The organism is Sulfuricystis multivorans (genome assembly GCF_003966565.1).
Taxonomy (GTDB): Bacteria; Pseudomonadota; Gammaproteobacteria; order Burkholderiales; family Rhodocyclaceae; genus Sulfuricystis; species Sulfuricystis multivorans.
This window is the reverse complement of the sequence record NZ_AP018718.1, coordinates 505,811-529,376: the sequence shown is the minus strand read 5'-3', so window position 1 is coordinate 529,376 and position 23,566 is coordinate 505,811. Positions and strand designations below refer to the sequence as shown.

The following is a 23,566-nucleotide window of genomic DNA, read 5'->3' as shown; positions in this document are numbered from 1 at the left end:
AAAGGGCTGGCCGCCCAGTTGGTGGCCAGCCCATGACGCAAAGACAATTACTTGATTTCGACCTTCGCGCCAGCGTCTTCCAGCTGCTTCTTGAGCGCCTCGGCATCGGCCTTTGGAATGCCTTCTTTGACCGGCTTCGGAGCACCATCGACGAGATCCTTGGCTTCCTTGAGACCAAGACCAGTCGCGGCACGCACGACCTTGATGACTTCGACCTTCTTTTCGCCTGCGGCCTGCAGCACGACGGTAAATTCGGTCTTTTCTTCGGCAGCCGGAGCAGCAGCACCGCCGGCGGCCGGAGCCGCCACGGCGACGGCGGTCGCAGCGGCAGAAACACCGAATTTTTCTTCCATTTCCTTGATCAGTTCGGAAAGTTCCAGAACGGTCATGCCAGCGATGGCATCGAGGATTTCAGCTTTGCTAACAGCCATGATAATGACTCCTGAATGAAAATTGGTTCAATGAAACGATTACGCAGCCTCTTTGGCGTCGCGCACCGCAGCGAGCCCCCGGACGAACTTCGTCGGGATTTCGTTGAGGGTGCGGACGAACTGGGCGATCGGTGCCTGCATGGTGCCGAGCAACTTGGCCAACAACTCGTCGCGGCTGGGCATCGAGGCGAGCGCCTTGACACCTTCCGCATCCATGACGTAATTCGGCATGGCACCCGCCTTGACGACGAGTTTCGGGTTGCTTTTGCCGAAATCATGCAATAGCTTGGCCGCAGCAACCGGATCTTTGGAAATCCCATAGATCAGCGGGCCGACCATTTTTTCGGCAAGCCCCTCGAACGGCGTACCAGCGACGGCACGGCGCACCAGGGTGTTTTTCAGCACACGCAGATACACACCCGCCTTACGTGCATCGGCACGCAGGGCGGTGATATCCCCCACCTCGAGACCACGGTACTCGGCGACGATGATCGACTGGGCGCCTGCCACTACGGCAGACACTTCGGCAACGACCGCCTTCTTGTCTTCAAGATTGAGACCCATGGTCAACTCCTTTGCTAACTCCGCCAGCGGATACCGTTGGCGGCGATACGGCGACCTTCATTCAGGAATCTGCATTCCTGCCTTCGGGTTACGCCATCTGCGCAGGCCGCCGGCAAAACTGCCGGCGATTAAATTCTTGCGAACACCTGCGGTCTTTGATAACCCGTTGCCCTCAAACCGACGGGCAACGGCCCAAAGTCTTTATGTCTGAACCCCCGCCAAAGACGCCTGATCGACTCGCACACCAGGCCCCATGGTCGAGGACACGGAAACCTTCTTCAAATATTGCCCCTTGGCGGCAGCCGGCTTGGCTTTGTTGAGAGCTTCGATCAGTGCAGCCATGTTCTGCTGTAATTGTTCGACTGTGAACGATGCCCGACCGATGGTGCACATCACGATGCCGGCCTTGTCGGTGCGATACTGCACCTGGCCCGCCTTGGCATTCTTGACGGCCGTTGCGACATCCATGGTCACGGTGCCCACCTTAGGGTTCGGCATCAAGCCGCGCGGACCGAGAATCTGGCCTAGTTGGCCAACCACTTTCATTGCATCCGGGGTGGCGATGCAGACATCGAAATCGATCGTGCCGGACTTTACAGTGGCGGCCAAGTCGTCGAAGCCGACGATGTCCGCACCCGCGGCACGGGCCTCCTCTGCCTTGGCGCCCTGCGCGAATACCGCAACACGCACCGTTTTTCCCGTCCCGGCAGGTAGGACGACGGAGCCGCGCACGACCTGGTCGGATTTCTTCGCATCCACACCCAGATTCACTGCGACGTCGATCGACTCGTTGAACTTTGCCGTGGCATTTTCTTTGACCAGCGACAACGCTTCCGTCAAGGGATAGCTCTTGCTGCGATCGATTTTGGCACGCAATGCCCGTACACGCTTGGAATGCCTTGCCATGTCACACGCCCTCCACGGTAATACCCATACTGCGGGCGGAACCCGCGATGGTACGTACTGCCGCCTCCATGTCGGCGGCAGTCAGATCCTTCATTTTTGTTTTCGCGATTTCCTCGGCTTGCGCACGAGTGATCTTGCCGACCTTGTCAGTGTGCGGCTTCGCAGAACCCTTCTGGACACCAGCCGCCTTCTTGATCAAAACCGTTGCCGGCGGCGTCTTCATTACGAAGGTAAAGGACTTGTCCGCATAAGCGGTAATCACCACGGGGATTGGCAGGCCAGGCTCCAGCCCTTGGGTCTGGGCATTGAAGGCCTTGCAGAATTCCATGATGTTGAGACCGCGCTGGCCGAGCGCGGGACCGATTGGCGGCGAGGGGTTCGCCTTGCCGGCCGGCACTTGCAGCTTGATGTAGCCGACGATTTTCTTCGCCATGTTTGCTTACTCCTGTGAGTGAGTGATAACGCATCGCCTGTTGGCAACGCTCCTCCTGCCGCAGATGAACCGCTGCAGCGCCGGTAATACTCTATGCTTTCTCGACCTGCGCAAACTCGAGTTCGACTGGGGTGGCACGCCCGAAAATGCTCACTGAAACACGCAAGCGGTTCTTTTCATAATTCACTTCCTCTACCGTGCCATTGAAATCGGTGAAGGGCCCATCCTTGATGCGTACCATCTCGCCGACTTCGAACAGCACCTTGGGACGGGGTTTTTCCACCCCCTCCTGCATCTGCTGCATGATTTTCTCGACTTCCTTTTCGGTGATCGGCGTTGGCTTGGTCGCAGTTCCACCGACGAAACCCGTCACCTTGGGCGTGCTCTTCACCAGATGCCAGGTATCGTCGTTCATTTCCATCTCGACCAACACATAGCCGGGAAAGAACTTGCGTTCGGAAATACTTTTTTGGCCGCTCTTCATCTCGACCACCTCTTCGACCGGCACGAGAATCTGGCCAAACTTGTCCTGCATCCCGGCGCGCGCGATCCGTTCCGTCAGGGCGCGCTGCACCGATTTTTCAAAGCCCGAATAGGCGTGCACCACGTACCAGCGTTTCGTCATGATTTTTTCCAGCCCAGCACCAGGTCGTAGAGAACCCATTCCAGTGTCTTGTCCGTCAGGAAGAGAACCACGGCCATCACGACCACGAAGCCGAAGACGACCAACGTGGTCTGCACGGTTTCCTTGCGCGTCGGCCAGACGACTTTCTTGGCCTCGACGATTGCTTCCCGGCCAAACACCACGAAGCGCTGCCCCGGCTCAGTAAACCAGACAACTGCGATACCCGCGACGACACCGAGGAGAACCGAAAGCACACGCACCACGAGCGCCTGCTCGGCAAGAAGATAAAAGCCTGCGATTCCCGCCACGAGCAGTAACAGCGCCAAGGCAATCTTCAGTTTATCGGCCATTTCCGTCCATCAACATAACCATCGAGCTGGTGGCAGGGGCAGAGGGAATCGAACCCCCAACCTGCGGTTTTGGAGACCGCCGCTCTGCCAATTGAGCTATACCCCTGCAATAAAGACTACAAAGGGCGGCACCCTGAAAGGCACCGCCCAAAACATAAAATAAACCTTACTCGATGATTTTCGCGACGACGCCGGCGCCGACGGTGCGGCCGCCTTCGCGGATCGCGAAGCGCAGACCTTCTTCCATCGCGATCGGCGCAATCAGCTTCACCGTCATCTGCACGTTGTCCCCCGGCATCACCATCTCAACCCCCGCCGGCAGTTCCACCGCCCCCGTCACGTCCGTCGTGCGGAAGTAAAACTGCGGACGATAGCCATTGAAGAACGGCGTGTGCCGCCCACCTTCGTCCTTCGACAGCACATACACTTCCGCCGTGAAGTGCGTGTGCGGGGTGATCGTGCCCGGCTTGGCCAACACTTGGCCCCGCTCGACTTCTTCCCGCTTGGTGCCGCGCAGCAGCACGCCAACGTTGTCCCCCGCTTGCCCTTGGTCGAGCAGCTTGCGGAACATTTCCACTCCCGTGCAGGTGGTCTTGATGGTCGGCCGAATGCCGACGATTTCGATTTCATCACCCACTTTGATGACACCACGCTCGACCCGACCCGTGACGACCGTGCCTCGCCCAGAGATCGAGAAGACGTCTTCGATCGGCATCAAAAACGGCTTGTCAATGGCACGCTCCGGCGTCGGAATGTAGCTGTCCAGCGCTTCCGCCAGCTTCAGGATCGCCTGCTCCCCCAGCTCGCCTTTGTCGCCTTCCATCGCTTTCAGCGCCGAACCTTTGATGATCGGCACTTCGTCGCCCGGAAAATCGTACTTGCTGAGCAGCTCGCGCACTTCCATTTCAACCAGCTCAAGCAGCTCAGGATCATCCACCATGTCGCATTTGTTCAGAAACACAATGATGTACGGCACGCCCACTTGACGCGCCAGCAGGATGTGCTCGCGGGTCTGCGGCATCGGACCGTCCGCCGCCGATACCACCAAAATCGCACCGTCCATCTGCGCCGCCCCAGTGATCATGTTCTTCACGTAGTCCGCATGGCCCGGACAGTCAACGTGTGCGTAGTGTCGGTTCGCCGTCTCGTACTCAACGTGCGCCGTGTTGATGGTGATGCCCCGCGCCTTCTCTTCCGGCGCCGCATCAATCTCATCATATTTCTTCGCCTCTCCACCAAACTTCGACGCCAATATCGTCGTAATCGCCGCCGTCAACGTGGTCTTGCCATGATCCACGTGCCCAATCGTCCCCACATTCACGTGCGGCTTCGTACGCTCAAACTTTCCTTTTGCCATGATTGATCACCCTAAATCTAAATGTCGAAACGAACTGCCGGATACTGGTGCCCATGGGCAGGATCGAACTGCCGACCTCTCCCTTACCAAGGGAGTGCTCTACCACTGAGCTACATGGGCAAAAACCCTGAGCCTGCCTGGAGCGGGTAGCGGGAATCGAACCCGCGTCATCAGCTTGGAAGGCTGAGGTTCTGCCATTGAACTACACCCGCCCGCCTGCACTACTGCAACCACGAACCGACCTGCTGCCTGCTACAGACATTGAACTGGTGGAGGGGGAAGGATTCGAACCTTCGAAGGCTTAAGCCGGCAGATTTACAGTCTGCTCCCTTTGACCGCTCGGGAACCCCTCCAGCGAAACGCTGCATTCTGCACGAAATTCGTCGGTGCTGTCAATGGCGGTTTGGCTTTCGATTCGTCGGATAGCCGGAAGCGGCAAGCGTCGGACGTAGAATGACGCGTCATGAAGACGCTCACAACACCGCTCCCAGCCGCCCTACGGGACGCTCTGACAAGCCGCTTCGGCAGCCGCTTCACGACCAGCGCCGCCGTCTGCGCACATCATGGCAAGGACGAATCCTCGCATGCTCCCATGCCGCCGGATGCAGTTGTTTTCGCCCAATCCACCGCGGAGGTCGCTGCGGCCGTCGCCCTTTGCCATGCGCACAAAGTGCCGGTCATCGCCTATGGCACCGGCACATCGCTCGAAGGTCATCTGCTCGCGGTGCATGGCGGCGTCTGCATCGACCTGTCGCAAATGAACCGCATCCTGGCGATCCGCCCCGAAGATCTGGATGCCACGGTCGAAGCCGGTGTCACACGCAAAGCGCTGAACGCCGCGCTGCACGATTCCGGGCTGTTCTTCCCGATCGATCCAGGGGCGGATGCCAGCCTCGGCGGCATGGCGGCAACGCGCGCCTCGGGCACCAATGCGGTGCGCTATGGCACAATGCGTGAAAACGTGCTCGCCGCCACGGTCGTGCTCCCCGATGGCCGCATCATCAAGACTGGCACACGCGCGAAGAAATCCGCTGCCGGCTATGACCTCACCCGTCTGTTCGTCGGTTCCGAAGGCACCCTGGGCATCATTACCGAGCTGACCGTACGTCTGCATCCGCAGCCGGAAGCGATCGCCAGCGCCGTTTGTGCATTTCCCGACATCCCGACTGCGGTGGATACCGTGATCCAGACCATCCAGATCGGCATTCCCGTCGCGCGCATCGAACTGCTGGACAAGCTTTCGATCCACGCCATCAATCGCTACAGCAAAACTCGCCTGCGCGAGGCGCCGACGCTGTTTTTCGAGCTGCATGGCTCGCCGGCCGGCGTGGCCGAGCAGACCGCGGCCCTGCGGGCCATCGCCGCCGAGCATGGCAGCATGGATTTCGAATGGGCCAACAAGCCCGAAGACCGTTCGCGCCTCTGGCAGGCGCGTCACGATGCCTATTACGCCTGCCTCGCCCTTCAGCCAGGGGCGCATTCGCTCACCACCGATGTCTGTGTGCCGATCTCGCAACTTGCCGAGTGCATCGCGGCCACGCGCGCCGACCTCGAAGCCACCGGGCTCACGGCGCCCCTTCTGGGACATGTCGGCGACGGCAACTTCCATATGCTGATCCTCGTGCATCCGCAGGACGCCCCCGGGCTCGCCAAAGCGCAAGCCTTCGCGCAACGGCTCGCCGAACGTGCGATCGCGATGGACGGCACTTGCACCGGCGAGCATGGCATTGGCCTCGGCAAGAAGAAGTTCATGGCGCTCGAACATGGCGCAGACGCGCTCGCCGTGATGCGCGCGATCAAGCAGTGCATCGACCCGGACAATCTGATGAACCCCGGCAAGATCCTGCCCGACTGAATGCATTCAGTGACGCTCGACGACAAATACACGCTCCAGAGCGGGCGGCAGGGCTCAATGGGCCGGTTTCATCTCCGGCTACCGCGGCTCGCCGCTGGGCGGCTATGATCTCGCGCTCTGGCAGGCGAAGCGCCATCTCGATCGCCATCACATCGTCTTTCAGCCCGGTGTCAATGAAGAGCTCGCTGCGACGGCGCTGTGGGGCACGCAGCAGACCGGCTTGTTAGCGTGAAATACAAAGCAATAAGTGCGCCAACCTCAGTTTCCTCGACGCAGCCAAATTTCGCGGCGGCACGCCGCGCTCGACTATTCGCCAAGACCGATTTTTTCGAGCGTATCGCCGCACGCTTCGAGGGAGATGACCACATCCACTTCCATCTCGCGTCGCCGCTTTTGGCGCGCCCCGATCCGAACACCGGCGTGATTGCCAAACGCCGCTATGGCCCTTGGATGATGGCGCTGCTGAGCCGACTGGCCAGGCTGCCCCGGCTGCGTAACACGCGTTGGGACATCGTCGCGCACACACCGGAGCGCCGGCTCGCCCGGCAATTGCTCGCGGAGTACGAAGAGGATCTCGAACTGATCCTCGAACGGCTCGATGCCGACGAGTTGCCCGCCACGCACGAGCTTGCCGCTTGGCCAGAGAGGGTGCGCGGCTTCGGTCCCGTGCGCGAAAAGTCTCTGCTTCCGGCAAGGCAGCGAAGGGAAAACGCCCGTGCGGAATTCGTCGCTTGAGCACTCGCCGCTAAAAGGCGCGCTCCTTGCCCAACTCGGCGGCGCGGCGGCGACTTTCCTGTTCGTCGCCGGATTGAGTCGTCTGTCTTCGGCCGATTTCTTGCGCATCCCGCTGCTGATCGCGCTGCTGCAAGGCGGGCTGGCGGCGATGATCGCGCTCAAACTCAAGGCCCCGCGCTGGTGGATTCCGATCCACCTCGTCTTCATGCCGCTGGTGGTCCTGGTGCACGGCCTCGATATCGCGCCCGGCTGGTTCCTCGCCGCTTTCGTTCTGTTGCTACTCGTCTTCTGGCGCACGGACGCAAGCCGCGTGCCACTTTACCTGACCAATCGCGCGACGGCGGATGCCCTGCTCGAGCTGCTGCCCGCCGTGCCCTGCCACATCCTCGATCTGGGCTGCGGCGACGGCGGCCTGCTGCGCCGACTGGCGCTGGCCCGGCCCGACTGTCTGTTCACCGGCATCGAGCATGCGCCGCTTACCTGGCTCGTCGCGCGGCTACGCTGCGCCGGCCTGCCCAACGTGACGATCCTGAGGCGCGATTTCTGGACCGTATCGTTCGGCGGCCATGCCGTGGTGTACGCCTTCCTGTCGCCGGCGCCGATGCCACGGCTCTGGGTCAAGGCGCAGCGGGAGATGTCACCGGGCGCCTTGCTGGTCAGCAACAGTTTTGCAGTGCCCGAACAGCCGGCGGACGCCACGATCGAAGTCGCCGATCGCCGGAATACGCGGCTGTTTCTCTATCACCCCGTCCCGGACGGATAAGACCGGCGATTTCGCTGTATTTCCGGTCATCCCCCGCGGGCTTGATCGAGAATAATCCTTCCCGCACCCTGAAACGGAATCGCACGGACATGGCGGACATCATCTGCATCATCGGCAACAAGGGCGGCACCGGCAAGACCACGCTGTCGCACATGCTCTGTCAAGGCCTGGGCCTGCTCGGCCAGCGCTCGGTATGCGTGCTGACCGACAGCTACCGTGAACCTCTCGATCCGGCCGACCGGCGTTATCTGATCGCCGATGCCCGTTCGCGCGAAGCGCTCGCCAAGGTGACGGAGAAGATCCGTTCGCTGAAGGCCTGGCTCGGCGTGATCGATGGCGGTGGCAACCGCACGGAGATGGATCGCCGTCTCTATGGGCTAGCCGATCTGGTTCTGTTGCCGTTCCGCGATTCGCACGAAGACATCCGCACCGTGATCCGCGACCTCGAAATGTTCCCGCGCGCCTACGCCGTGCCGACCCAATGGCCGACCAATGCCTGGCAGCGCGAGGCTGCCGAGAAAACCGTCACCGAATTGCTGGCGCCGTATCGCGACCGCATCCTCGATCCGGTCTTCAGCCTCTCGGCGAGCAAGTTGCTGCTGCAGAAGCAGATTCCCGCCAGCCTGCCGACACCGCTGGCGAATGCCTGCCGTGCCGTCGCCCACCAGGTCATCGACCTGCTGCAACTCCCGGTGGAAGACGCCTCCCCCGTGCAGGGCATCGCGCGCAATGCGGCGAATACGCCACGCCCTGCGGCCGCCGCGGCTTGAGGTTCAACCCAGATTGTCCATTAGACCGTCCTGTCATCGGATGTGTGTGAGCAAGCCTTGTCATCCTGGACTGCGCGGGTGCTTCCGGTCTGCGGGCGGGCCCTTCGCGCCCTCGCCTCGGAATCGCCTCGCGCCCTAATGAACAATCTGGGTTCAATTTTTTCCCTGCGCCACCAAGAGGGCCTGCGAGCGGTTGCTGACGCCCAGCGCCTTGAAGATCGCCGAGACGTGGATCTTCACCGTGCCTTCGGTGACGCCGAGCAGCTCAGCGATCTCGCGGTTGGTCTTGCCCTCGGCGAGCAACTCGAGCACGCAGGCCTGACTCTTCGTCAGGCCGTAACGTTCGGCGACGGTGCGCGCACGCTTCCTTTTGCCGGACATGCCCCGGTATTCGGGTGGCAGCCAGATCTCGCCGGCCAGCACTTCACGCAGGGCGCCGAGCAGAACGTCGGTGGGGCTCGCCTTGGAGACGAAGCCCGCCGCGCCGCCCTTCATCACCTTCGTCACCGTGTCGGCATCGTCGAGCGCCGAAAGGACGACCACCGGAATGTGCGGATAACGCTTGCGCAGCACACCCAAAAACGCAAGCCCGCCGGTACCCGGCAGCATCAGATCGAGCAGACAAAGGTCGAAATCATCGTTCTGCTCGATGAGCCGCGTCGCCTCGTCGGCATCGCGCGCGCCGAGAATCTCAAGCGGGCTCGTATCGGCCGAATCTTCCAGCGCCTTCAACGCCAAGAGCAGACCTTCGCGCACCAGCGCGTGGTCTTCGATGACCAGGATACGCAACTTGCTCTCCTCGTTACGATCGTTATCATTGGATGCGAATCATAACCCGAGCAAGGCTCATCATGACGAACGCGTCCGATCCGAATCCCGGCGACCCGCTGGAATTCGTCAAAAACATGTGGAGCAACATGGGGTTTGCGCTGCCGGGCATGGTCGCGCCGACCGTCGATACCGACGAGTTGGCCAAGCGCATCGCCGATCTGAAGGCCGTCGAGGGCTGGCTGAAATCCAACCTGAACCTGCTGCAGATGACCATCCAGGGGCTCGAAATGCAGCGCGCGACCCTGTTGGCTTTTCAGCAGATGGGTCAGGCCGCGCAGGAAGCCGCCAAGGAAGCGGAAAAGTCTCCACCGAGCAATCCCTTCCTCGATCCGGCCGCCTGGCAGGCGCCTTGGGAGTTCATGAAAAGCGCCCTCGCCCCAGAGCCGGCGGTGACCAAAGCCCCGGCGCAAGACGCCACCGCCGCCAAGCCGAAGCGCTCACGCAAGAAAAGCCCGGGTGGCGAGCCACAGCGGTAACGTCACCATGCCCATGAGGGTGCTGGCCGAGATGAGCCAGGCCACCCGCGCGCCATCGCCGCCCATGCGCTGCGCGAGAATGTAGGCCGAAGAGGCCGTCGGCAGCGCCGCGAACACTAGCGCGACATCGAAATGCACGCCGCCAAGCCCGGCCTGGCGCGCCACCAGCCAGGCGATCAGCGGCATCGCCAGCAGTTTCACCGCCAGGAAATAACCGGCCGCGACGCGCCCCTCCCGGCCGATCGCGCCGCGCAGCTTGAGCGCCGCGCCGACCGCCAACAGCCCCAGGGCGATCGCCGCCTCGGCAAGCCGGCCGAGGAACTGGCCGAACGGCGCCGGTACCGGCAGCCCGCCGAGATTCCAGGCCAGCGACACCAGTGTCGCCAGAAACAGCGGATTCTTCGCCAGCTCGCGCCACACCGTGGTTTCGCCATGACGCGCCAGCATGCCGACCGCCGCGAGATTCGCCAACGGCACCATGCTGCCGACCAAAAGGCCCATCGCCGCGATGCCGGCAGCGCCGTGCAGCTTGGCCGCCACCGCCAGACCGATGTAGGAATTGAAGCGGAAGGCGCACTGGAACTGCGAAGCGAAGGACACCGGCGTGAGAGAGAAAAGCGGCCGCACCAACATGGCCAGCAGCATCGCACCCGCCATCGCCGCCGCACCGGTGGCGAGCAACGGCACGGCAGAGAACGTCAGTGGCGTCTTGGTCATCGCGTTGAACAGCAGCGCCGGAAACAGCACGAAGTAGACGAGCTTTTCCACCCCCGTCCAGAAATGGTCGCCCAGCGCCATCCAGCGGCGCAGCGCAAGCCCGAGCAGGATCAGCGCGAAATCGGGGAGCAGCGTCAGGACGGCGTTCACGCGGTCAGATCACGCCCTGTTTGCGCAGCTCGGCGATTTCGCTGTCCAAATAACCGGCTCCGCACAGCAGTGCCGTTCCATCAGCGCCGAGTTTCGGCACTGGGGAGCGTACGGCGAATTCGAAACTGCTCATTCTCAGCGGCGGAGCGAACTGCTTCAGGCCGTCGGCCTTGCGGGCGAGGCGCAGGAACACCTCGACGCCGGCCGGCTGCTTCAGGTCCAGCCGCAAGCTGCGCTTGTTGCGATTAACGATGCGGAAGAAGAAGCTGTCCTCACCCGGCGCGGCGCCCAGCCCCATCGTGCGCGCGTAGTCTCCGGCACCGTTCTCTGCGAACCCATCGATCTCGATCACCTCGGCGCGGACGTCGGTCAGATGCAGCGGGCACACCAGTCCTGGCAGCAGGCGGATGAGATCGAGAACCTTCAGGCCGGCCAGCGAGGCGGTGGCCGACCCAGCGGCGGGTGCGGGGAATGCCGTCATGGCCCGTTTCGCACCCGCCGGCAATGTGAAACGACGCGCCTCGGCTTACAAAGGTTTCTTTGCGGTGATCGCACCGCGAATCTGGGCCGAGCTATAACCGACGGCCTTGTCGTCGGGATAAAGCTCTTTCAGTTTCTCGGCGACCCCAGGCGCCAGGCGCTCCGGCGTGCCATGACAATTCAGGCAGAGATCCTGGGTCGGCAGCGCCTTCATGTAGCGGTAGAACTTCTGGCCGTTTTCCTCGACGATTTCACCCTTGTCGATGCCGGTCGGATTCTCGCCGGCATCGAGACGGCGCTCGAAATCCTCCAGTGTCGCGCGTTCCCAGGCATCCGGCACGGCCTTCGGATTGCGGTTCTTCAGGCTCACACGCCGGATCTGCCAGCCAGTTTGCGCTGAGAGATTTTTCGCCATCACCGGTGCCTTCTCGCGGCAGACCGAAATCGCGCCGGCATGGCCGCTCTTGTCGATCTCGACCTGCAACACTTCGAGCAGCTTCGGCACCATCTTGGCCGGAATGCCGCGCGCTTCCTGTAGCAGCTGCGCCTCATCTGCTGCCAGAACATTCCCGCCAGCGGTCAAGCCAGCGGCCAGCAACATCGAAATCAGGCATTTTTGCCTCATGGTCTTGGTCTCCTCCGGTCGGGTTGCGGAACGACCGAGTTTACTCAAATCTACGCTCGTCGCTGATCACTTTGCCGTCGTTGGGCAGGCTGCCGGGCGCGACGAAGCGCACTGCGCCGCGCAGCTTGGTGAGTTCGCGCAGACTGTCGGCGATCGTGGAGGCCTCGCCAGCACCTTCGCACAGCAAGGTCATCGTGTCGATGCCGTCTGGATTGGTGACGATTAGCCGAGCGCGGACGATACCAGGGTGACGTTTGCACAGGGCGTCCAGCTGCTCGGGATGGACGAACATGCCTTTGATCTTGGTGGTCTGGTCGGCGCGGCCGAGCCAGCCCTTGATGCGCATGTTGGTGCGGCCGCAGGAAGACGCCCGGGTCAGCGATTCAGGCAGCACGGCCGACAGGTCACCCGTGCCAAAACGGATCAGCGGATAGGTGCGGTTGAAGGTGGTGACGACCACCTCGCCGACCTCGCCCGCTGGCACCGGATCATTGGTGCCCGGCCGGACGATTTCGAGGATCACGCCCTCATCGACGACCAGTCCCTCGCGCGCCGCCGTCTCGTAGGCGATCACGCCGAGATCGGCCGTAGCATAAGCCTGGAAGCCCTGGATGCCGCGTGTGGCCAAGGCCTCGCGCTGCGCGGGCAGGAAGGCCTCGCCTGAAACCAGGGCCTTGGTCAGCGAATGAATGCGCACCCCCAGCTCGTCGGCCTTGTCGAGCAAGATGCGCAGGAAGCTCGGCGTGCCGACATAGCCTTGCGGCTGCAGGTCGGCCATCGCCTTCACCTGCTGCTCGGTCTGGCCGACGCCAGCCGGAAACACTGTGCAGCCGAGGGCCTGCGCGCCGGCTTCGAGGATCCAGCCGCCCGGTGTCATGTGGTAGGAAAAGCTGTTATGCACCAGATCGCCGGCACGAAAACCGGCGGCGAACAGCGCACGCGCGCTACGCCAGTAATCGGCCTCGCGTCCCTCGGGTTCGTAGATCGGTCCTGGTGAAGAAAACACCCGGCCGATTCGTCCAAAGCGCTGTGCGACCAGATCGCCGAATGGCGGTCGTCTCCTCTGCAGCTCGATCAGGTCGTGCTTGCGCAGCACAGGCAGCCGCGCGAGCGCGGCACGCGAGGTGATCTCGGCCGGATCGACATCGCGCAGGCTCGTCGCAAACCACGGCGCATGGGTCTTGGCGTGCGCGATCTGCGCCGGCAGCCGCGCCATCAGGTCGCGTTCACGCTGCTCCGGCTCGCGCCTCTCCAGCGCGTCGAAATGTTCGTTCATGATCATCAGGCCAGCCAGCGCTTGCGGCGGCGATAGTGCTTGACCTCGCGGAAGCTCTTGCGGCCCTGGCTGGATAAGCCCAGGTAGAACTCCTTGACGTCTTCGTTGTCGCGTAATTCGGCGGCCTTGCCTTCCATCACGACCCGGCCGTTTTCGAGGATGTAGCCGAAGTCGGCATAGCGCAGCGCGACCATCGTATTCTGCTCGGCGAGCAGGAAGCCCACTTTCTCGCGCTGGTTGAGATCGCGCACGATCTCGAAGATCTCCTCGACGATCTGCGGCGCGAGCCCCATCGACGGCTCGTCGAGCAGGATCATCTCCGGGTCGGCCATCAGCGCGCGGCCGATCGCGGTCATCTGCTGCTCGCCGCCGGAGGTATACCCTGCCTGCGAGGTTCTGCGCTGCTTCAAGCGCGGGAAGTATTCATAAACCTTTTCGAGGCTGCATTTCAGCTCGGCGCGCGAGATCGAGCGGGTATAGGCACCGGTGAGCAGATTCTCCTCGACGGTGAGGTGCGCAAAGCAATGGCGGCCTTCCATCACCTGGATCACACCGCCCTTGACCAGCTCGTTTGGAGTCAGCCGATCGACGCGCCTGCCCTTGAACTGGATGTCGCCCTTGGTGACCTCGCCGCGCTCGGCGGAAAGCAGGTTCGAGATGGCTTTGAGCGTCGTCGTCTTGCCGGCGCCGTTGGCGCCGAGCAATGCAACGATGCCGCCTTCCGGCACCTCGAGCGATACACCCTTGAGCACGAGGATGACGTGGTCGTAGATGACCTCGATGTTGTTGACGCTGAGGTAAGAGCCCATGTTCGCTTTCCAAAATCGGCGCTGGTGGTACGGCATCCGCCAGCGCCGTCGCGGCACCGTTTATTTTTCCTTGCTGCAATCGCGCGGCGTGATGCCCTTCTCCTTGGCATACTTCGCCGCCTCGGCCTGGAACAGCGGGTGGATCAGCGCCTTGTTGCCCTCGATCCAGTCGGTCAGCACCACCCACTTGCTGCCGTCCCACTGCTGCAGCTTCACCTTGCCCGAGCCTTCATGGTTGCTGCAGGTGGTCTTCACATCTGGCAGCAGGCCCGTGGCCCCCAACTCTTTCAGGCGCGCCTCGGTGAGATTGAGGTTTTCCAGCCCCCAGCGTACCTGCTCGCCGGTCATCGCCTTACCCTTGCCGAATTTCGCCTGAGCAGTACGGATCGCCTCGACCGAAACGATCGCGGTGGCGACACCACGGTTGTAGAGCACGGAGCCAAGCTTCGCGGTGTCCTTCAGGTTGCCCTTGCCAGCGCCATAGACGGTCTTCTCGATGTCGGCGATCAGCGGCACGTTCTTGCCGGCAACGTTCATCGTCGCCGACATGTAACCCTTGGCGGCATCACCCGCGGGGATCACGTCCTCCTCTGAGCCGGCCCACCAGGAACCGATCATCCGCTCGCGCGGGAAACCCATCTTCTGCGCGGTCTTGATGGCAGTCATGTTCATCACGCCCCAGCCCCACATGATCACGTAGTCAGGTTTTTCCTGGCGGATGCGCTGCCATTGCGCGCCCTGCTCGTTGCCGGGATGTGGCACCGGGATCTCGATCAGCTCGAACTTGCCGAGCTTCGATTCGGCCTCCAGCGCGACGATCGGCTCCTTGCCATAGGCGGAGTCGTGATAGAGATAGACGATTTTCTTGCCGGCGAGGCTCCCCCCATTCTTGTCCTTCAGGAACTTGATGATCGCCGAGGCCTGCATCTGGTAGGTGGTCACCAGCGGAAAGGCCCAGGGAAACACCGAGCCATCGACCGCGGCGGTCAGCCCATAGCCCATCATCACCAGCGGCAGCTTGTCGGCGGCCGTCTTGTCGACGAGTGCATAGGAGATGCCAGTCGACAGCGGATGGAGCGGGCCGGGCGCCTTTTGTGCTTTCGATTTCAGGCGTTCGTAGCACTCCACGCCCTTGGCGTTGTTGTATTCGGTTTCACATTCTTCCCAGGTCATCATCACACCATTGACGCCCCCTTTCATGTTGACGTAGTTCAGGTAATCGATGAAACCACCGAACAACGAAGCACCGTTGGCGCCATAGGGGCCGACGCGATAGGACAGAATGGGGAAAAACTGCTCTTCAGCCGCTTGCGCGGCAGGCAGTGTCGCCGTAAAGCAAGCGAGGGCAACGGAAGTGGCGAGGGTGAGTTGCTTGCAACGTTTAATCATTTGGGTCTCCTCTTCGTGGTTGTCATGAATCAATGCGGGAACGGCCACAGCCGCAGTTTCTCCTTGCCGATCTGCCACAGCCGCGCCAGGCCATGCGGCTCGACGATCAGGAAGAACATGATCAGCGCGCCAAACACCATCAGCTGGATGTGCGAAACCGTGGCATTGTCGAAGGGCAGGTGGAAAAGGGCTGATAACCAAGGCAGCGCGATATCGAGGAAGATCGGCACGAGCAGGATGAAGGCCGCGCCGAGGAAGCTGCCGAGGATGCTGCCCACCCCACCGACGATGATCATGAACAGGATCTTGAACGACAGATCGAGCGAGAAGCCGTCGGGTTCCACCGAACCGAGGTAACAGAACGCGTAGAGCGCGCCGGCCACCCCGCAATAGAAGGAGCTCACCGCGAACGCCAAGAGCTTCGTGTGCATCAGCCGGATGCCGATCACCTCGGCGGCCACATCCATGTCGCGCACCGCCATCCAGGCGCGGCCGGTGGTCGAGCGCACCATATTCTTCGCGGCCAGCGCCAGCAGTGAGACGATCGTCAGCACCAACAGATAGCGGCTTTGCGGCGTGTCGAAGGTGAAACCGAGAATCTCGACGTTCGGCACCGAGATTACCCCCGAGGCCGAGTTGTTCGACAGATAGGGAAACTTGGTCAGACACCAGACGATGAAGAACTGTGCCGCCAGCGTCGCCACCGCAAGGTAGAAACCCTTGATGCGCAAGGAGGGCAGGCCGAACAGGATGCCCACCCCTGCCGCGGTGAGGCCGGCGAGGATGAAGGAGACGAGCACCGGCATGCCCTCGATGCGCACCTGGAAGTTGTAGGCCGCATAGGCCCCCACCGCCATGAAGGCTGCCGAGCCGAGGGAGAGTTGGCCGGCGTAACCGGTCAAAATGTTGAGCCCCAGCGCCGCCAGCGCGAAGATCAAAAACGGAATCAGAATCGCGTTGAACCAGTAGTTGCCGGCAGCGAGCGGCACCACGATGAAAGCCAAGAGGAGCAGGATGCCGATGCCGACGCGATCCTGGCGGATCGGAAAGATCTGCTGGTCGGCGGCATAATCGGTCTTGAACTGTCCGGTTTCTCGGTAAATCATCGCTCATACCCGGTCGATGTGTTTCTCGCCGAAGAGGCCTTCGGGACGTACGAGGAGGAATAGCAGCGCCATCACATACGGGAACCAACCTTCGATGCCGCCGAAGTTGCCGCCGAAGATGTCGGCCATCAGCGGCGGAATGTAGATCTCGGCGAGCTTCTCGGTCGCGCCGATGATCAGCCCACCTACGATCGCGCCGGGCACCGAGGTGAAGCCGCCGAGGATCAGCACCGGCAGAGCTTTCAGTGCCGTGAAGGTGAGTGCGAACTGCACGCCATTCCTCGCCCCCCACAGCATGCCCGCCACCAGCGCGACGAAGCCGGCCACCGCCCAGACCAGCGCCCAGATGTGTTGCAGCGGGATGCCGATCGACAGGGCGGCCTGATGATCGTCGGCCACTGCCCGCAGCGCCCGACCGACGCGGGTGTATTGGAAGAACAGCGCCAGCAGGGTCACCAAGGCCAGCGCGAGGCCGGAAGCGAACAGATCGAACTTGCTGATCACCATGTTCCAGTGGTCGAGGATCCAGGGAATCGGCTCATCGACGATACCGATGTCGAGCGGCCGCACCGCGTTGCCCCATAGCATGGGCGCCAGGCCCTCGATGAAGAAGGACAGGCCGATGGTCGCCATGAACAGCGCGATCGGCGGCTGATTGACCATCTTGCGCAACACGAACTTTTCGGTGGCGATGCCGAGCAGCGTCATGATCAGGAAGGCGAGAATGAAGGCCAGCCAGAACGGCGCTCCTTTTTCCATGCAGCCGACCAATGACAGCGCGGCGAAGAACACCATCGCCCCCTGAGCGAAATTGAGCACGCCCGAGGCCTTGAAGATCAGCACGAAGCCCAACGCCACCAGCGAATACATGATGCCGGAGAGCAGGCCGCCGATCAGGACTTCGAGGAAGAATTGCATCTTTTGCGTCTCCTCAATGCTGCGTGCCGAGGTAGGCTGCGATCACCTCGGGATCGTTCTTCACTTCGTCGGGCATGCCGTCGGCGATCTTCTTGCCATAGTCGAGCACGACGACGCGGTCCGAGATGTCCATCACCACGCCCATGTCGTGCTCGATCAGCACGATGGTGGTGCCCATCTGGTCATTCACATCAAGGATGAAGCGGCACATGTCCTGCTTTTCCTCGACGTTCATGCCGGCCATCGGCTCATCCAACAGCAGCATCTTCGGCTCGGCGGCGAGCGCCCGGCCAAGTTCGACGCGCTTTTGCAGACCGTAGGGCAGCCGGCCGACCGGCACCTTGCGGATGTGTTCGATTTCGAGGAAGTCGATGATCTCCTCGACTTTGCGACGGTGCTCCAATTCCTCGCGCCTGGCCGCCCCCCACCACAGCGCATGCTGCAGGAAATTGCATTTCATCTTCAGGCTGCGCCCCGCCATCAGATTGTCGAGCACGCTCATGCCCTTGAACAGCGCGATGTTCTGGAAGGTACGCGCGATGCCGGCGGCGGCCGCGGCGTGGGTATCCATGTCCTTGCGATGCTCGCCGTGGAAGATGATTTCACCCTGCTGCGGATGATAGACGCCGTTGATGACATTGAGCATCGAGCTCTTGCCGGCGCCGTTCGGGCCGATGATGGCGCGGATTTCGTGCTCGCGCACGTCGAAGGAAATGTCGGTCAGCGCCTTGACCCCGCCGAACGACAGCGAGATATTGCGCAAATCGAGGATGACGTCGCCGATCTGCCTCGCCATCAGGCCGCCCTCCCGTGAATGGCGGGAAACACCTTGACGTCGCGGATGGCGAGATCGGCGGCGACCTTGCCGCGGCGGCCATCCTCGAATTTCACCTCGGTCTCGATGTACTGGTTGGACTTGCCGCCATAGAGCGCGTCGATCAGGATCGCATATTTTTCGGCAATGAAGCCGCGCCGCACCTTGCGCGTGCGGGTCAGCTCGTCGTCATCCGGATCGAGTTCCTTGTGCAGGATCAGGAAGCGGTGGATCTGCGTATCGGCGACCATCGCGTCGCGCGCGAGCTCCGCATTCACCTGTTCGACGCAGTCCTGAATCAGCTGATAGACCTCGGGCTTGCCGGCCAGATCGGTATAACCGGCGTAGGGAATGCCGCGTCGTTCCGCCCAGTTGCCGACCGCGCCCATGTCGATGTTGATGAAGGCGCACACCATCTCGCGGCCATTACCAAAGGCGACGGCCTCCTTGATGTAGGAGAAGAACTTGAGCTTGTTCTCGATGTAGTTGGGCGCGAACACCGCGCCATTGTTGAGCTTGCCGACATCCTTGGCGCGGTCGATGATCTTCAAGTGCCCATCTTCGTCGAGGAAACCGGCATCGCCAGTCATGAAATAGCCCTCGGCATTGATCGATTCGGCGGTGGCATCCGGCCGCTGGTAATACTCCTTGAGCAGCATCGGTCCTTTGACGAGGATCTCGCCGTTGGCGGCGATCTTGATCTCGACGCCAGGCGCCGGCGGGCCGACCGAATCGAGCTTGATCTGGCGATCCGGCTGCAAGCAGACATAGGCGCAGGTCTCGGTTTGCCCATAGAGCTGCTTCAGATTGATGCCAATCGAACGGTAGAAGCGGAACAGATCCGGCCCGATCGCCGCACCAGCGGTATAGGCGACGCGAATCCGGCTCATGCCCAACACATTCCTGAGCGGCCCATAGACGAGCACTTCACCGAGCGCATACCAGATGCGATCCGCCAGCGCGACGGGCTTGCCATCGAGGATGTCGGCGCCGCAGCGCTTGGCCACGGCCATGAAATAATCGAACATCGCGCGCTTGATGCGACCGGCATCCTCCATGCGGATCATCACCTGAGTGAGCAGGTTCTCGAACACACGCGGCGGCGCGAAATAGAAGGTCGGACCGATCTCGCGCATGTCGTTCATCACCGTATCCCCCGATTCCGGGCAATTCACCGTGAAGCCCGCGACCAACGCCTGGGCGTAGGAAAACAGGTGGTCGCCGACCCAGGCCATTGGCAGGTAGGAGAGCACCTCGTCGGTTTCGGTGAGGCCATCGAAGCCGCATCCGCCGCGTGCGGCGGCGATGAATGAGGCATGGGTTTGGCAGACCCCTTTGGGCTTGCCGGTCGTGCCGGAGGTATAGAGGATGATCGACACATCCTCGGGGCGCCCCAAGACGATTTCCCGTTCGATGAAGTCGGGCTGATTCCCGTCATGGATCTTGCCGGCCGCGACGATCTCGTCGAGGCCGTGCAGGAAGGCTTGCGTGTAATGGCGCATGCCGCGCGGATCGTCATAGACGATGTGCTCGAGTGCCGGACATTGCTCCTTGATTTCCAGCAGCTTATCGACCTGCTCCTGATCTTCGACGATCGCGATGTGCACGCCGGCATCCTGCAGCACGAAAGTCATTTCCTGCGCGACGGCATCCTGGTAGAGCGGCACCGGAATGCCGCCGAGCATCTGCGCGGCGCACATCGCCCAGTACAGTCGCGGCCGATTGTCGCCGATGATGGCCAGCCGGTCGCCACGCCTGAAACCCAGCTCGGCCAGTCCGCAAGCCATGCCGCGCACCTCACGCGCGACCTGCGCCCAGGTCCAGGTCTGCCAGATGCCGAGATCCTTCTCGCGGATCGCCGGCCGGTCGCCACGCTCGCGCGCATGCGCCAACATGAGGCGCGGGAAGGTATCGAGCCGATCGGGTTCGCCTCCCGATACGCCAACGGTCATGCCAACTCCTCCATCCGATCACGCATCTTCGTGCCGCCAGGGGGCGGCTATGCTCGTTTTATCCCGCCAAGCATTCCTCTGGCAAGGTCGATCGTTCCGAATCTGCTCGAACCTTAACTTGGCTGGCCGCCTATAATTGTCGCGTGCCTGACAATTCCAGCAAATTCAACGCCTCGCCGACCCTCGACGATGCAATCGCACTCTCCCGCTGGGCGCGCAATCTGTCGCCCGATGAGCTTACGCGTGCCCGCCAGGGCATGGTCGAGAAGCGCATTCCCGCCGGCGGTTTCATCTGCCGTCAGGGTGAGATGCCGAACTGCTGGATCGGCATCATCGACGGGCTGGCGAAGATGTCCTCCGACTGGGTGACCGGCAAGACCGCCTCCTACGCCGGCATTCCGACCGGCGGCTGGTTCGGCGAAGGCTCGCTCCTGAAACCCGAGCCGCGCCGCTATGATGTGATCGCGCTGCGCGACACACGCATCGCGTGCATGAAGCGCGACACCTTCCACTGGCTGCTCGATCACAGCATCGCCTTCAACCACGCGATCATCGAGCAGATCAACGAGCGCCTCGGCCAGTTCATCGGTCTCCTCGAATCCGAGCGTCTGCACGACACCGACACGCGCGTCGCACGTAGCATCTCGATCATGTTCAACCCGGTGCTCTATCCCGGTCAGAACGCGACGCTGACCATCTCGCAGGAGGAACTCGGCCATCTCGCCGGCGTCTCCCGCCAGCGCGTCAATCGCTCACTCAAACTGCTCGAGGATGCCGGTTTCCTGCGTGTCGAATACGGCGGCATCACGATCCTCGACCTCGACGGGCTGAGAAGATTCGGCGGCTGAGCGGCACCATCCCGCCGCATTCCCCCTCCGTGCCGTCCCGCCAGAGCCGACTTTCATGACCGCCCGCCGCATCGAACCGCTCCCCGCCGCCCGCACCGCCGAGTTCGGTCGCCAGGCGATCCTGCACGGCGCCGATGCCGTTTATCGGCTGGCCGGCTTTCGCTGCGCGCGAGAAGGCTGGCAACCCGATCGCCGACATCGCCGCGTCGGTCGAATTCGCACGGCGCAGCGCGGTGCTTCTACGAAAAGCATGACGTCACAAACCGATCAAGCCCACTTACGAAGCCATCGAGGAAACCGGCGAGGTTGCGTTGATGATCACCAAGCACTGCCTGCGCCATGCCTTCAGCCTTTGCCCGTAGCAGGCCAAGGGAGTGACTGGGGTACAAGGGCAGGTGCACGCCGACCCAATGACCCTGATCCATGACAGCGAGCGCCTGACGCTCACCTTTGACTGCCGCGCCTGCGAAATGCACGTCGTCGGGCGCATCAAGGCCCACGTCCTCAACGGAGCAAAAACATGAATGGACCGACACGCGAATTCTGGAACGAACGCTTCGTCACCGGCAACATCCCTTGGGATCGCGGCGAAGCGAATCCACAGCTGCTGCAATGGCTCGCCGATGACATGCTCGCAGCCGGACAGACCATCATCGTGCCCGGTTGCGGGCAAGGCTGGGAAGTCGCCGCGCTTGCCGCCGTCGGCCTGCAAGTCACTGGCATCGACTTCGCGCCGCAGGCGCTGGCGCTATGCCGCAGGCTGCTGGAGCGCGATGGCACTCACGCCAATCTCGTCGATGCCGACGTGTTGCACTGGCAGCCGACTGCGCCAGTGGATGCAGTGTTCGAGCAGACCTGTCTGTGCGCGCTCTATCCGGACTACTGGACGCGCTATGCCGCGCAGCTTCATGCCTGGCTCAAGCCCGGCGGCAAGCTACTGGCGCTCTTTCTGCAGGCACCGCGCGCCTCGTCGGCCGAGGGCTTCATCGAAGGCCCGCCCTACCATTGCGACATCAATGCGATGCGCGCGCTGTTTCCGGCGACGCTCTGGGAATGGCCTAAGCCCCCCTATCCACGCATCGAGAATCGGCGTATCGAACGCGAGGAACTGGCGGTGGTGCTGATCCGCAAGTGAGAGGTGCCGTCCCGAAGCCGCCGAGTTTCAGCGTATCGAGCGGTAATCGCCGCTCCGCTCGGGCCGGCTCAACACCAGCTGCCACAACTGGCCCTGGCGCGAGCGGAAGAAGCCAGCGCAGCTCATCAGGTAATACCGCCACATGCGCCGGAAACGTTCGCCGTATTTTGGCGCCAGCATTGGCCAGGCGCGGTCGAAGTTCTCCCACCAGGCCATCAGGGTGCGGTCGTAATCGGGGCCAAAGTTGTGCCAATCCTCGAGGACGAAACGGCCATCGATCGCGCGCGCGATCTCGGCGGCCGAGGGCAGCTTGCCGTTCGGGAAGATGTATTTGTCGATCCACGGATCGGTATGCGGCGTCGTGTGGTCGATGCCGATGGTATGGAGGAGAAACAACCCTTCGGGTGCCAGCGCACGCCGCGCAACCTCGAAATAGGCCGGGTAATTCTTCGGTCCGACGTGCTCGAACATGCCGATCGAGACGATCTTGTCAAACTGTCCGGTCACCTGCCGGTAATCCAGCAATGCGATGTTGACCGGCAAGCCGGCGCAGCGCTCGGCCGCAAGCCGCTGCTGCTCTTTCGAGACCGTGATGCCGAACACCTCGACGCCGTAATGGGTCGCTGCATAATGCGCGAAACCGCCCCAGCCGCATCCGATCTCGAGCACTCGCTCGCCGGCTTTGAGCTCGAGCTTGCGGCAGACCAGATCGAGCTTGGCACGCTGGGCAGTGGCCAGATCCGCGGCATCCTGCCAATAGGCGCACGAGTAGCTCATCGTCGGATCGAGCATCGCGGCGAAGACGTCGTTGCCGATATCGTAGTGCTCGATGCCGACCTGGAAGGCGCGACGCGGCGACTGCAGGTTGAACAGCCGATGCCGCAACATCTCACCGAGCAGACGCAACCGGTTCCAGCCGCCGAGCCGCTCGTCGATGCGATGTTTGAGTAGCCGGTGGAACAGCTCGTCGAGCCGTGCGCAGTCCCACAGGCCGTCCATGTAGGCTTCGCCAAAGCCCAGCGGACCGCGCGTCAGGATCAAGCGATAAACATCCTCATCATGGACACGGATGTCCCACGGCGCATCGCCATTGAAGCACACGCCGCAGGATGACGCCAGCTCGGCCAGAACGGCCGGCGGGGCGGAGTGGTTGCTTTCCGCGCGCCAATCGTGCCCGGAACAGGTTTCCATGCATACCTCCCCATCACCACGAAGAAGTGGGCAAGCATGTCAACTATGCCCCAGTTCGCC

Annotated in this window: 26 protein-coding genes and 4 tRNA genes; 7 read left to right on the top strand and 23 right to left on the bottom strand. The window is 62.2% G+C overall.

From position 1 onward, the window contains the following. Positions 1–47 precede the first annotated feature (47 nt). From rplL to EL335_RS02500, 11 genes are all read right to left on the bottom strand, one after another. On the bottom strand, positions 48–431 hold the full coding sequence (gene rplL / locus EL335_RS02550) for a 50S ribosomal protein L7/L12 (protein ID WP_126444098.1): 384 nt from the start codon (positions 429–431) through the stop codon (positions 48–50). Positions 432–470: 39 nt separating this feature from the next. Beyond that, a complete protein-coding gene (gene rplJ / locus EL335_RS02545) occupies positions 471–995 on the bottom strand; it encodes a 50S ribosomal protein L10 (protein WP_126444097.1) in 525 nt (174 codons plus the stop codon). Positions 996–1,196: 201 nt separating this feature from the next. Continuing rightward, positions 1,197–1,901, bottom strand: coding sequence for a 50S ribosomal protein L1 (gene rplA / locus EL335_RS02540; protein WP_126444096.1), 705 nt, complete (start codon positions 1,899–1,901; stop codon positions 1,197–1,199). A 1-nt stretch (position 1,902) separates the two neighbouring features. Then, positions 1,903–2,334, bottom strand: coding sequence for a 50S ribosomal protein L11 (gene rplK / locus EL335_RS02535; RefSeq protein WP_126444095.1), 432 nt, complete (start codon positions 2,332–2,334; stop codon positions 1,903–1,905). A gap of 91 nt (positions 2,335–2,425) precedes the next feature. Next, on the bottom strand, positions 2,426–2,959 hold the full coding sequence (nusG, locus tag EL335_RS02530) for a transcription termination/antitermination protein NusG (protein WP_126444094.1): 534 nt from the start codon (positions 2,957–2,959) through the stop codon (positions 2,426–2,428). Further along, complete coding sequence (secE, locus tag EL335_RS02525; protein ID WP_126444093.1) at positions 2,956–3,309, bottom strand: preprotein translocase subunit SecE; 354 nt, start codon at positions 3,307–3,309, stop codon at positions 2,956–2,958. Before secE ends, nusG begins: the two co-directional genes overlap by 4 nt. A 30-nt stretch (positions 3,310–3,339) precedes the next feature. Continuing rightward, positions 3,340–3,415, bottom strand: a tRNA-Trp gene (locus EL335_RS02520). A 60-nt stretch (positions 3,416–3,475) separates the two neighbouring features. Beyond that, complete coding sequence (gene tuf, locus EL335_RS02515; RefSeq protein ID WP_126444092.1) at positions 3,476–4,666, bottom strand: elongation factor Tu; 1,191 nt, start codon at positions 4,664–4,666, stop codon at positions 3,476–3,478. Between the two features lie 45 nt (positions 4,667–4,711). Beyond that, positions 4,712–4,786 (bottom strand) — tRNA-Thr (locus tag EL335_RS02510). Between the two features lie 18 nt (positions 4,787–4,804). Then, positions 4,805–4,878: transfer RNA gene (locus tag EL335_RS02505), tRNA-Gly, on the bottom strand. Positions 4,879–4,933: 55 nt separating this feature from the next. After that, a tRNA-Tyr gene (locus EL335_RS02500) sits at positions 4,934–5,019 on the bottom strand. 110 nt (positions 5,020–5,129) lie between these two features. Between EL335_RS02500 and EL335_RS02495 the strand changes: the two genes are divergently transcribed. From EL335_RS02495 to EL335_RS02485, 4 genes are all read left to right on the top strand, one after another. Beyond that, complete coding sequence (locus EL335_RS02495; RefSeq protein WP_126444091.1) at positions 5,130–6,521, top strand: FAD-binding oxidoreductase; 1,392 nt, start codon at positions 5,130–5,132, stop codon at positions 6,519–6,521. 228 nt (positions 6,522–6,749) lie between these two features. Beyond that, a complete protein-coding gene (locus tag EL335_RS14275) occupies positions 6,750–7,256 on the top strand; it encodes a DUF6537 domain-containing protein (RefSeq protein WP_172600005.1) in 507 nt (168 codons plus the stop codon). Continuing rightward, positions 7,237–8,019, top strand: a complete 783-nt coding sequence (locus EL335_RS02490) for a class I SAM-dependent methyltransferase (protein WP_172600004.1) — start codon at positions 7,237–7,239, stop codon at positions 8,017–8,019. Before EL335_RS14275 ends, EL335_RS02490 begins: the two co-directional genes overlap by 20 nt. A gap of 89 nt (positions 8,020–8,108) precedes the next feature. Next, positions 8,109–8,789 (top strand): hypothetical protein, encoded by a 681-nt coding sequence (locus EL335_RS02485; RefSeq protein ID WP_126444089.1) that lies wholly within the window; start codon positions 8,109–8,111, stop codon positions 8,787–8,789. Positions 8,790–8,942: 153 nt separating this feature from the next. On the opposite strand, the gene EL335_RS02480 is transcribed toward EL335_RS02485, so the two are convergent. Then, positions 8,943–9,578 (bottom strand): response regulator transcription factor, encoded by a 636-nt coding sequence (locus EL335_RS02480; RefSeq protein ID WP_284155415.1) that lies wholly within the window; start codon positions 9,576–9,578, stop codon positions 8,943–8,945. 62 nt (positions 9,579–9,640) lie between these two features. On the opposite strand from EL335_RS02480, the gene EL335_RS02475 reads away from it, so the two are divergent. Next, complete coding sequence (locus EL335_RS02475; protein ID WP_126444088.1) at positions 9,641–10,096, top strand: PhaM family polyhydroxyalkanoate granule multifunctional regulatory protein; 456 nt, start codon at positions 9,641–9,643, stop codon at positions 10,094–10,096. Here EL335_RS02475 and EL335_RS02470 read toward each other — a convergent pair. From EL335_RS02470 to EL335_RS02425, 10 genes are read right to left on the bottom strand one after another with little or no spacing between them, the layout of a single operon-like run. Further along, a complete protein-coding gene (locus EL335_RS02470) occupies positions 10,058–10,963 on the bottom strand; it encodes an AEC family transporter (RefSeq protein ID WP_126444087.1) in 906 nt (301 codons plus the stop codon). The genes EL335_RS02475 and EL335_RS02470 overlap by 39 nt on opposite strands. Positions 10,964–10,967: 4 nt before the next feature. Beyond that, positions 10,968–11,444 (bottom strand): CoA transferase, encoded by a 477-nt coding sequence (locus EL335_RS02465; protein WP_126444086.1) that lies wholly within the window; start codon positions 11,442–11,444, stop codon positions 10,968–10,970. A gap of 45 nt (positions 11,445–11,489) precedes the next feature. Beyond that, a complete protein-coding gene (locus tag EL335_RS02460) occupies positions 11,490–12,068 on the bottom strand; it encodes a Tll0287-like domain-containing protein (protein ID WP_126444085.1) in 579 nt (192 codons plus the stop codon). A gap of 40 nt (positions 12,069–12,108) precedes the next feature. Then, on the bottom strand, positions 12,109–13,350 hold the full coding sequence (locus EL335_RS02455; RefSeq protein ID WP_284155414.1) for a phenylacetate--CoA ligase family protein: 1,242 nt from the start codon (positions 13,348–13,350) through the stop codon (positions 12,109–12,111). Then, positions 13,350–14,153 carry an ABC transporter ATP-binding protein gene (locus EL335_RS02450; RefSeq protein WP_126444084.1) on the bottom strand — a complete coding sequence of 268 codons (804 nt, stop codon included), beginning with the start codon at positions 14,151–14,153 and terminating at the stop codon, positions 13,350–13,352. The genes EL335_RS02455 and EL335_RS02450 overlap by 1 nt, the downstream gene beginning before the upstream one ends. Before the next feature lie 60 nt (positions 14,154–14,213). Further along, positions 14,214–15,542: an ABC transporter substrate-binding protein gene (locus tag EL335_RS02445; protein ID WP_126444083.1), complete on the bottom strand. Its 1,329-nt coding sequence runs from the start codon at positions 15,540–15,542 to the stop codon at positions 14,214–14,216. A 29-nt stretch (positions 15,543–15,571) separates the two neighbouring features. Next, positions 15,572–16,648 carry a branched-chain amino acid ABC transporter permease gene (locus tag EL335_RS02440; protein ID WP_126444082.1) on the bottom strand — a complete coding sequence of 359 codons (1,077 nt, stop codon included), beginning with the start codon at positions 16,646–16,648 and terminating at the stop codon, positions 15,572–15,574. 3 nt (positions 16,649–16,651) lie between these two features. Further along, on the bottom strand, positions 16,652–17,566 hold the full coding sequence (locus EL335_RS02435; RefSeq protein WP_126444081.1) for a branched-chain amino acid ABC transporter permease: 915 nt from the start codon (positions 17,564–17,566) through the stop codon (positions 16,652–16,654). 13 nt (positions 17,567–17,579) lie between these two features. Continuing rightward, on the bottom strand, positions 17,580–18,362 hold the full coding sequence (locus tag EL335_RS02430; RefSeq protein WP_126444080.1) for an ABC transporter ATP-binding protein: 783 nt from the start codon (positions 18,360–18,362) through the stop codon (positions 17,580–17,582). Beyond that, positions 18,362–20,332 carry an AMP-dependent synthetase/ligase gene (locus EL335_RS02425; RefSeq protein ID WP_126444079.1) on the bottom strand — a complete coding sequence of 657 codons (1,971 nt, stop codon included), beginning with the start codon at positions 20,330–20,332 and terminating at the stop codon, positions 18,362–18,364. Before EL335_RS02425 ends, EL335_RS02430 begins: the two co-directional genes overlap by 1 nt. Before the next feature lie 143 nt (positions 20,333–20,475). Between EL335_RS02425 and EL335_RS02420 the strand changes: the two genes are divergently transcribed. Continuing rightward, positions 20,476–21,180 (top strand): Crp/Fnr family transcriptional regulator, encoded by a 705-nt coding sequence (locus EL335_RS02420; RefSeq protein WP_284155413.1) that lies wholly within the window; start codon positions 20,476–20,478, stop codon positions 21,178–21,180. A gap of 520 nt (positions 21,181–21,700) precedes the next feature. After that, positions 21,701–22,315 carry a methyltransferase domain-containing protein gene (locus tag EL335_RS02410; RefSeq protein ID WP_126444078.1) on the top strand — a complete coding sequence of 205 codons (615 nt, stop codon included), beginning with the start codon at positions 21,701–21,703 and terminating at the stop codon, positions 22,313–22,315. Between the two features lie 27 nt (positions 22,316–22,342). Here the strand turns inward: EL335_RS02410 and cfa are convergent, their stop codons facing one another. Beyond that, on the bottom strand, positions 22,343–23,506 hold the full coding sequence (gene cfa, locus EL335_RS02405; protein ID WP_126444077.1) for a cyclopropane fatty acyl phospholipid synthase: 1,164 nt from the start codon (positions 23,504–23,506) through the stop codon (positions 22,343–22,345). Positions 23,507–23,566: the final 60 nt, after the last annotated feature.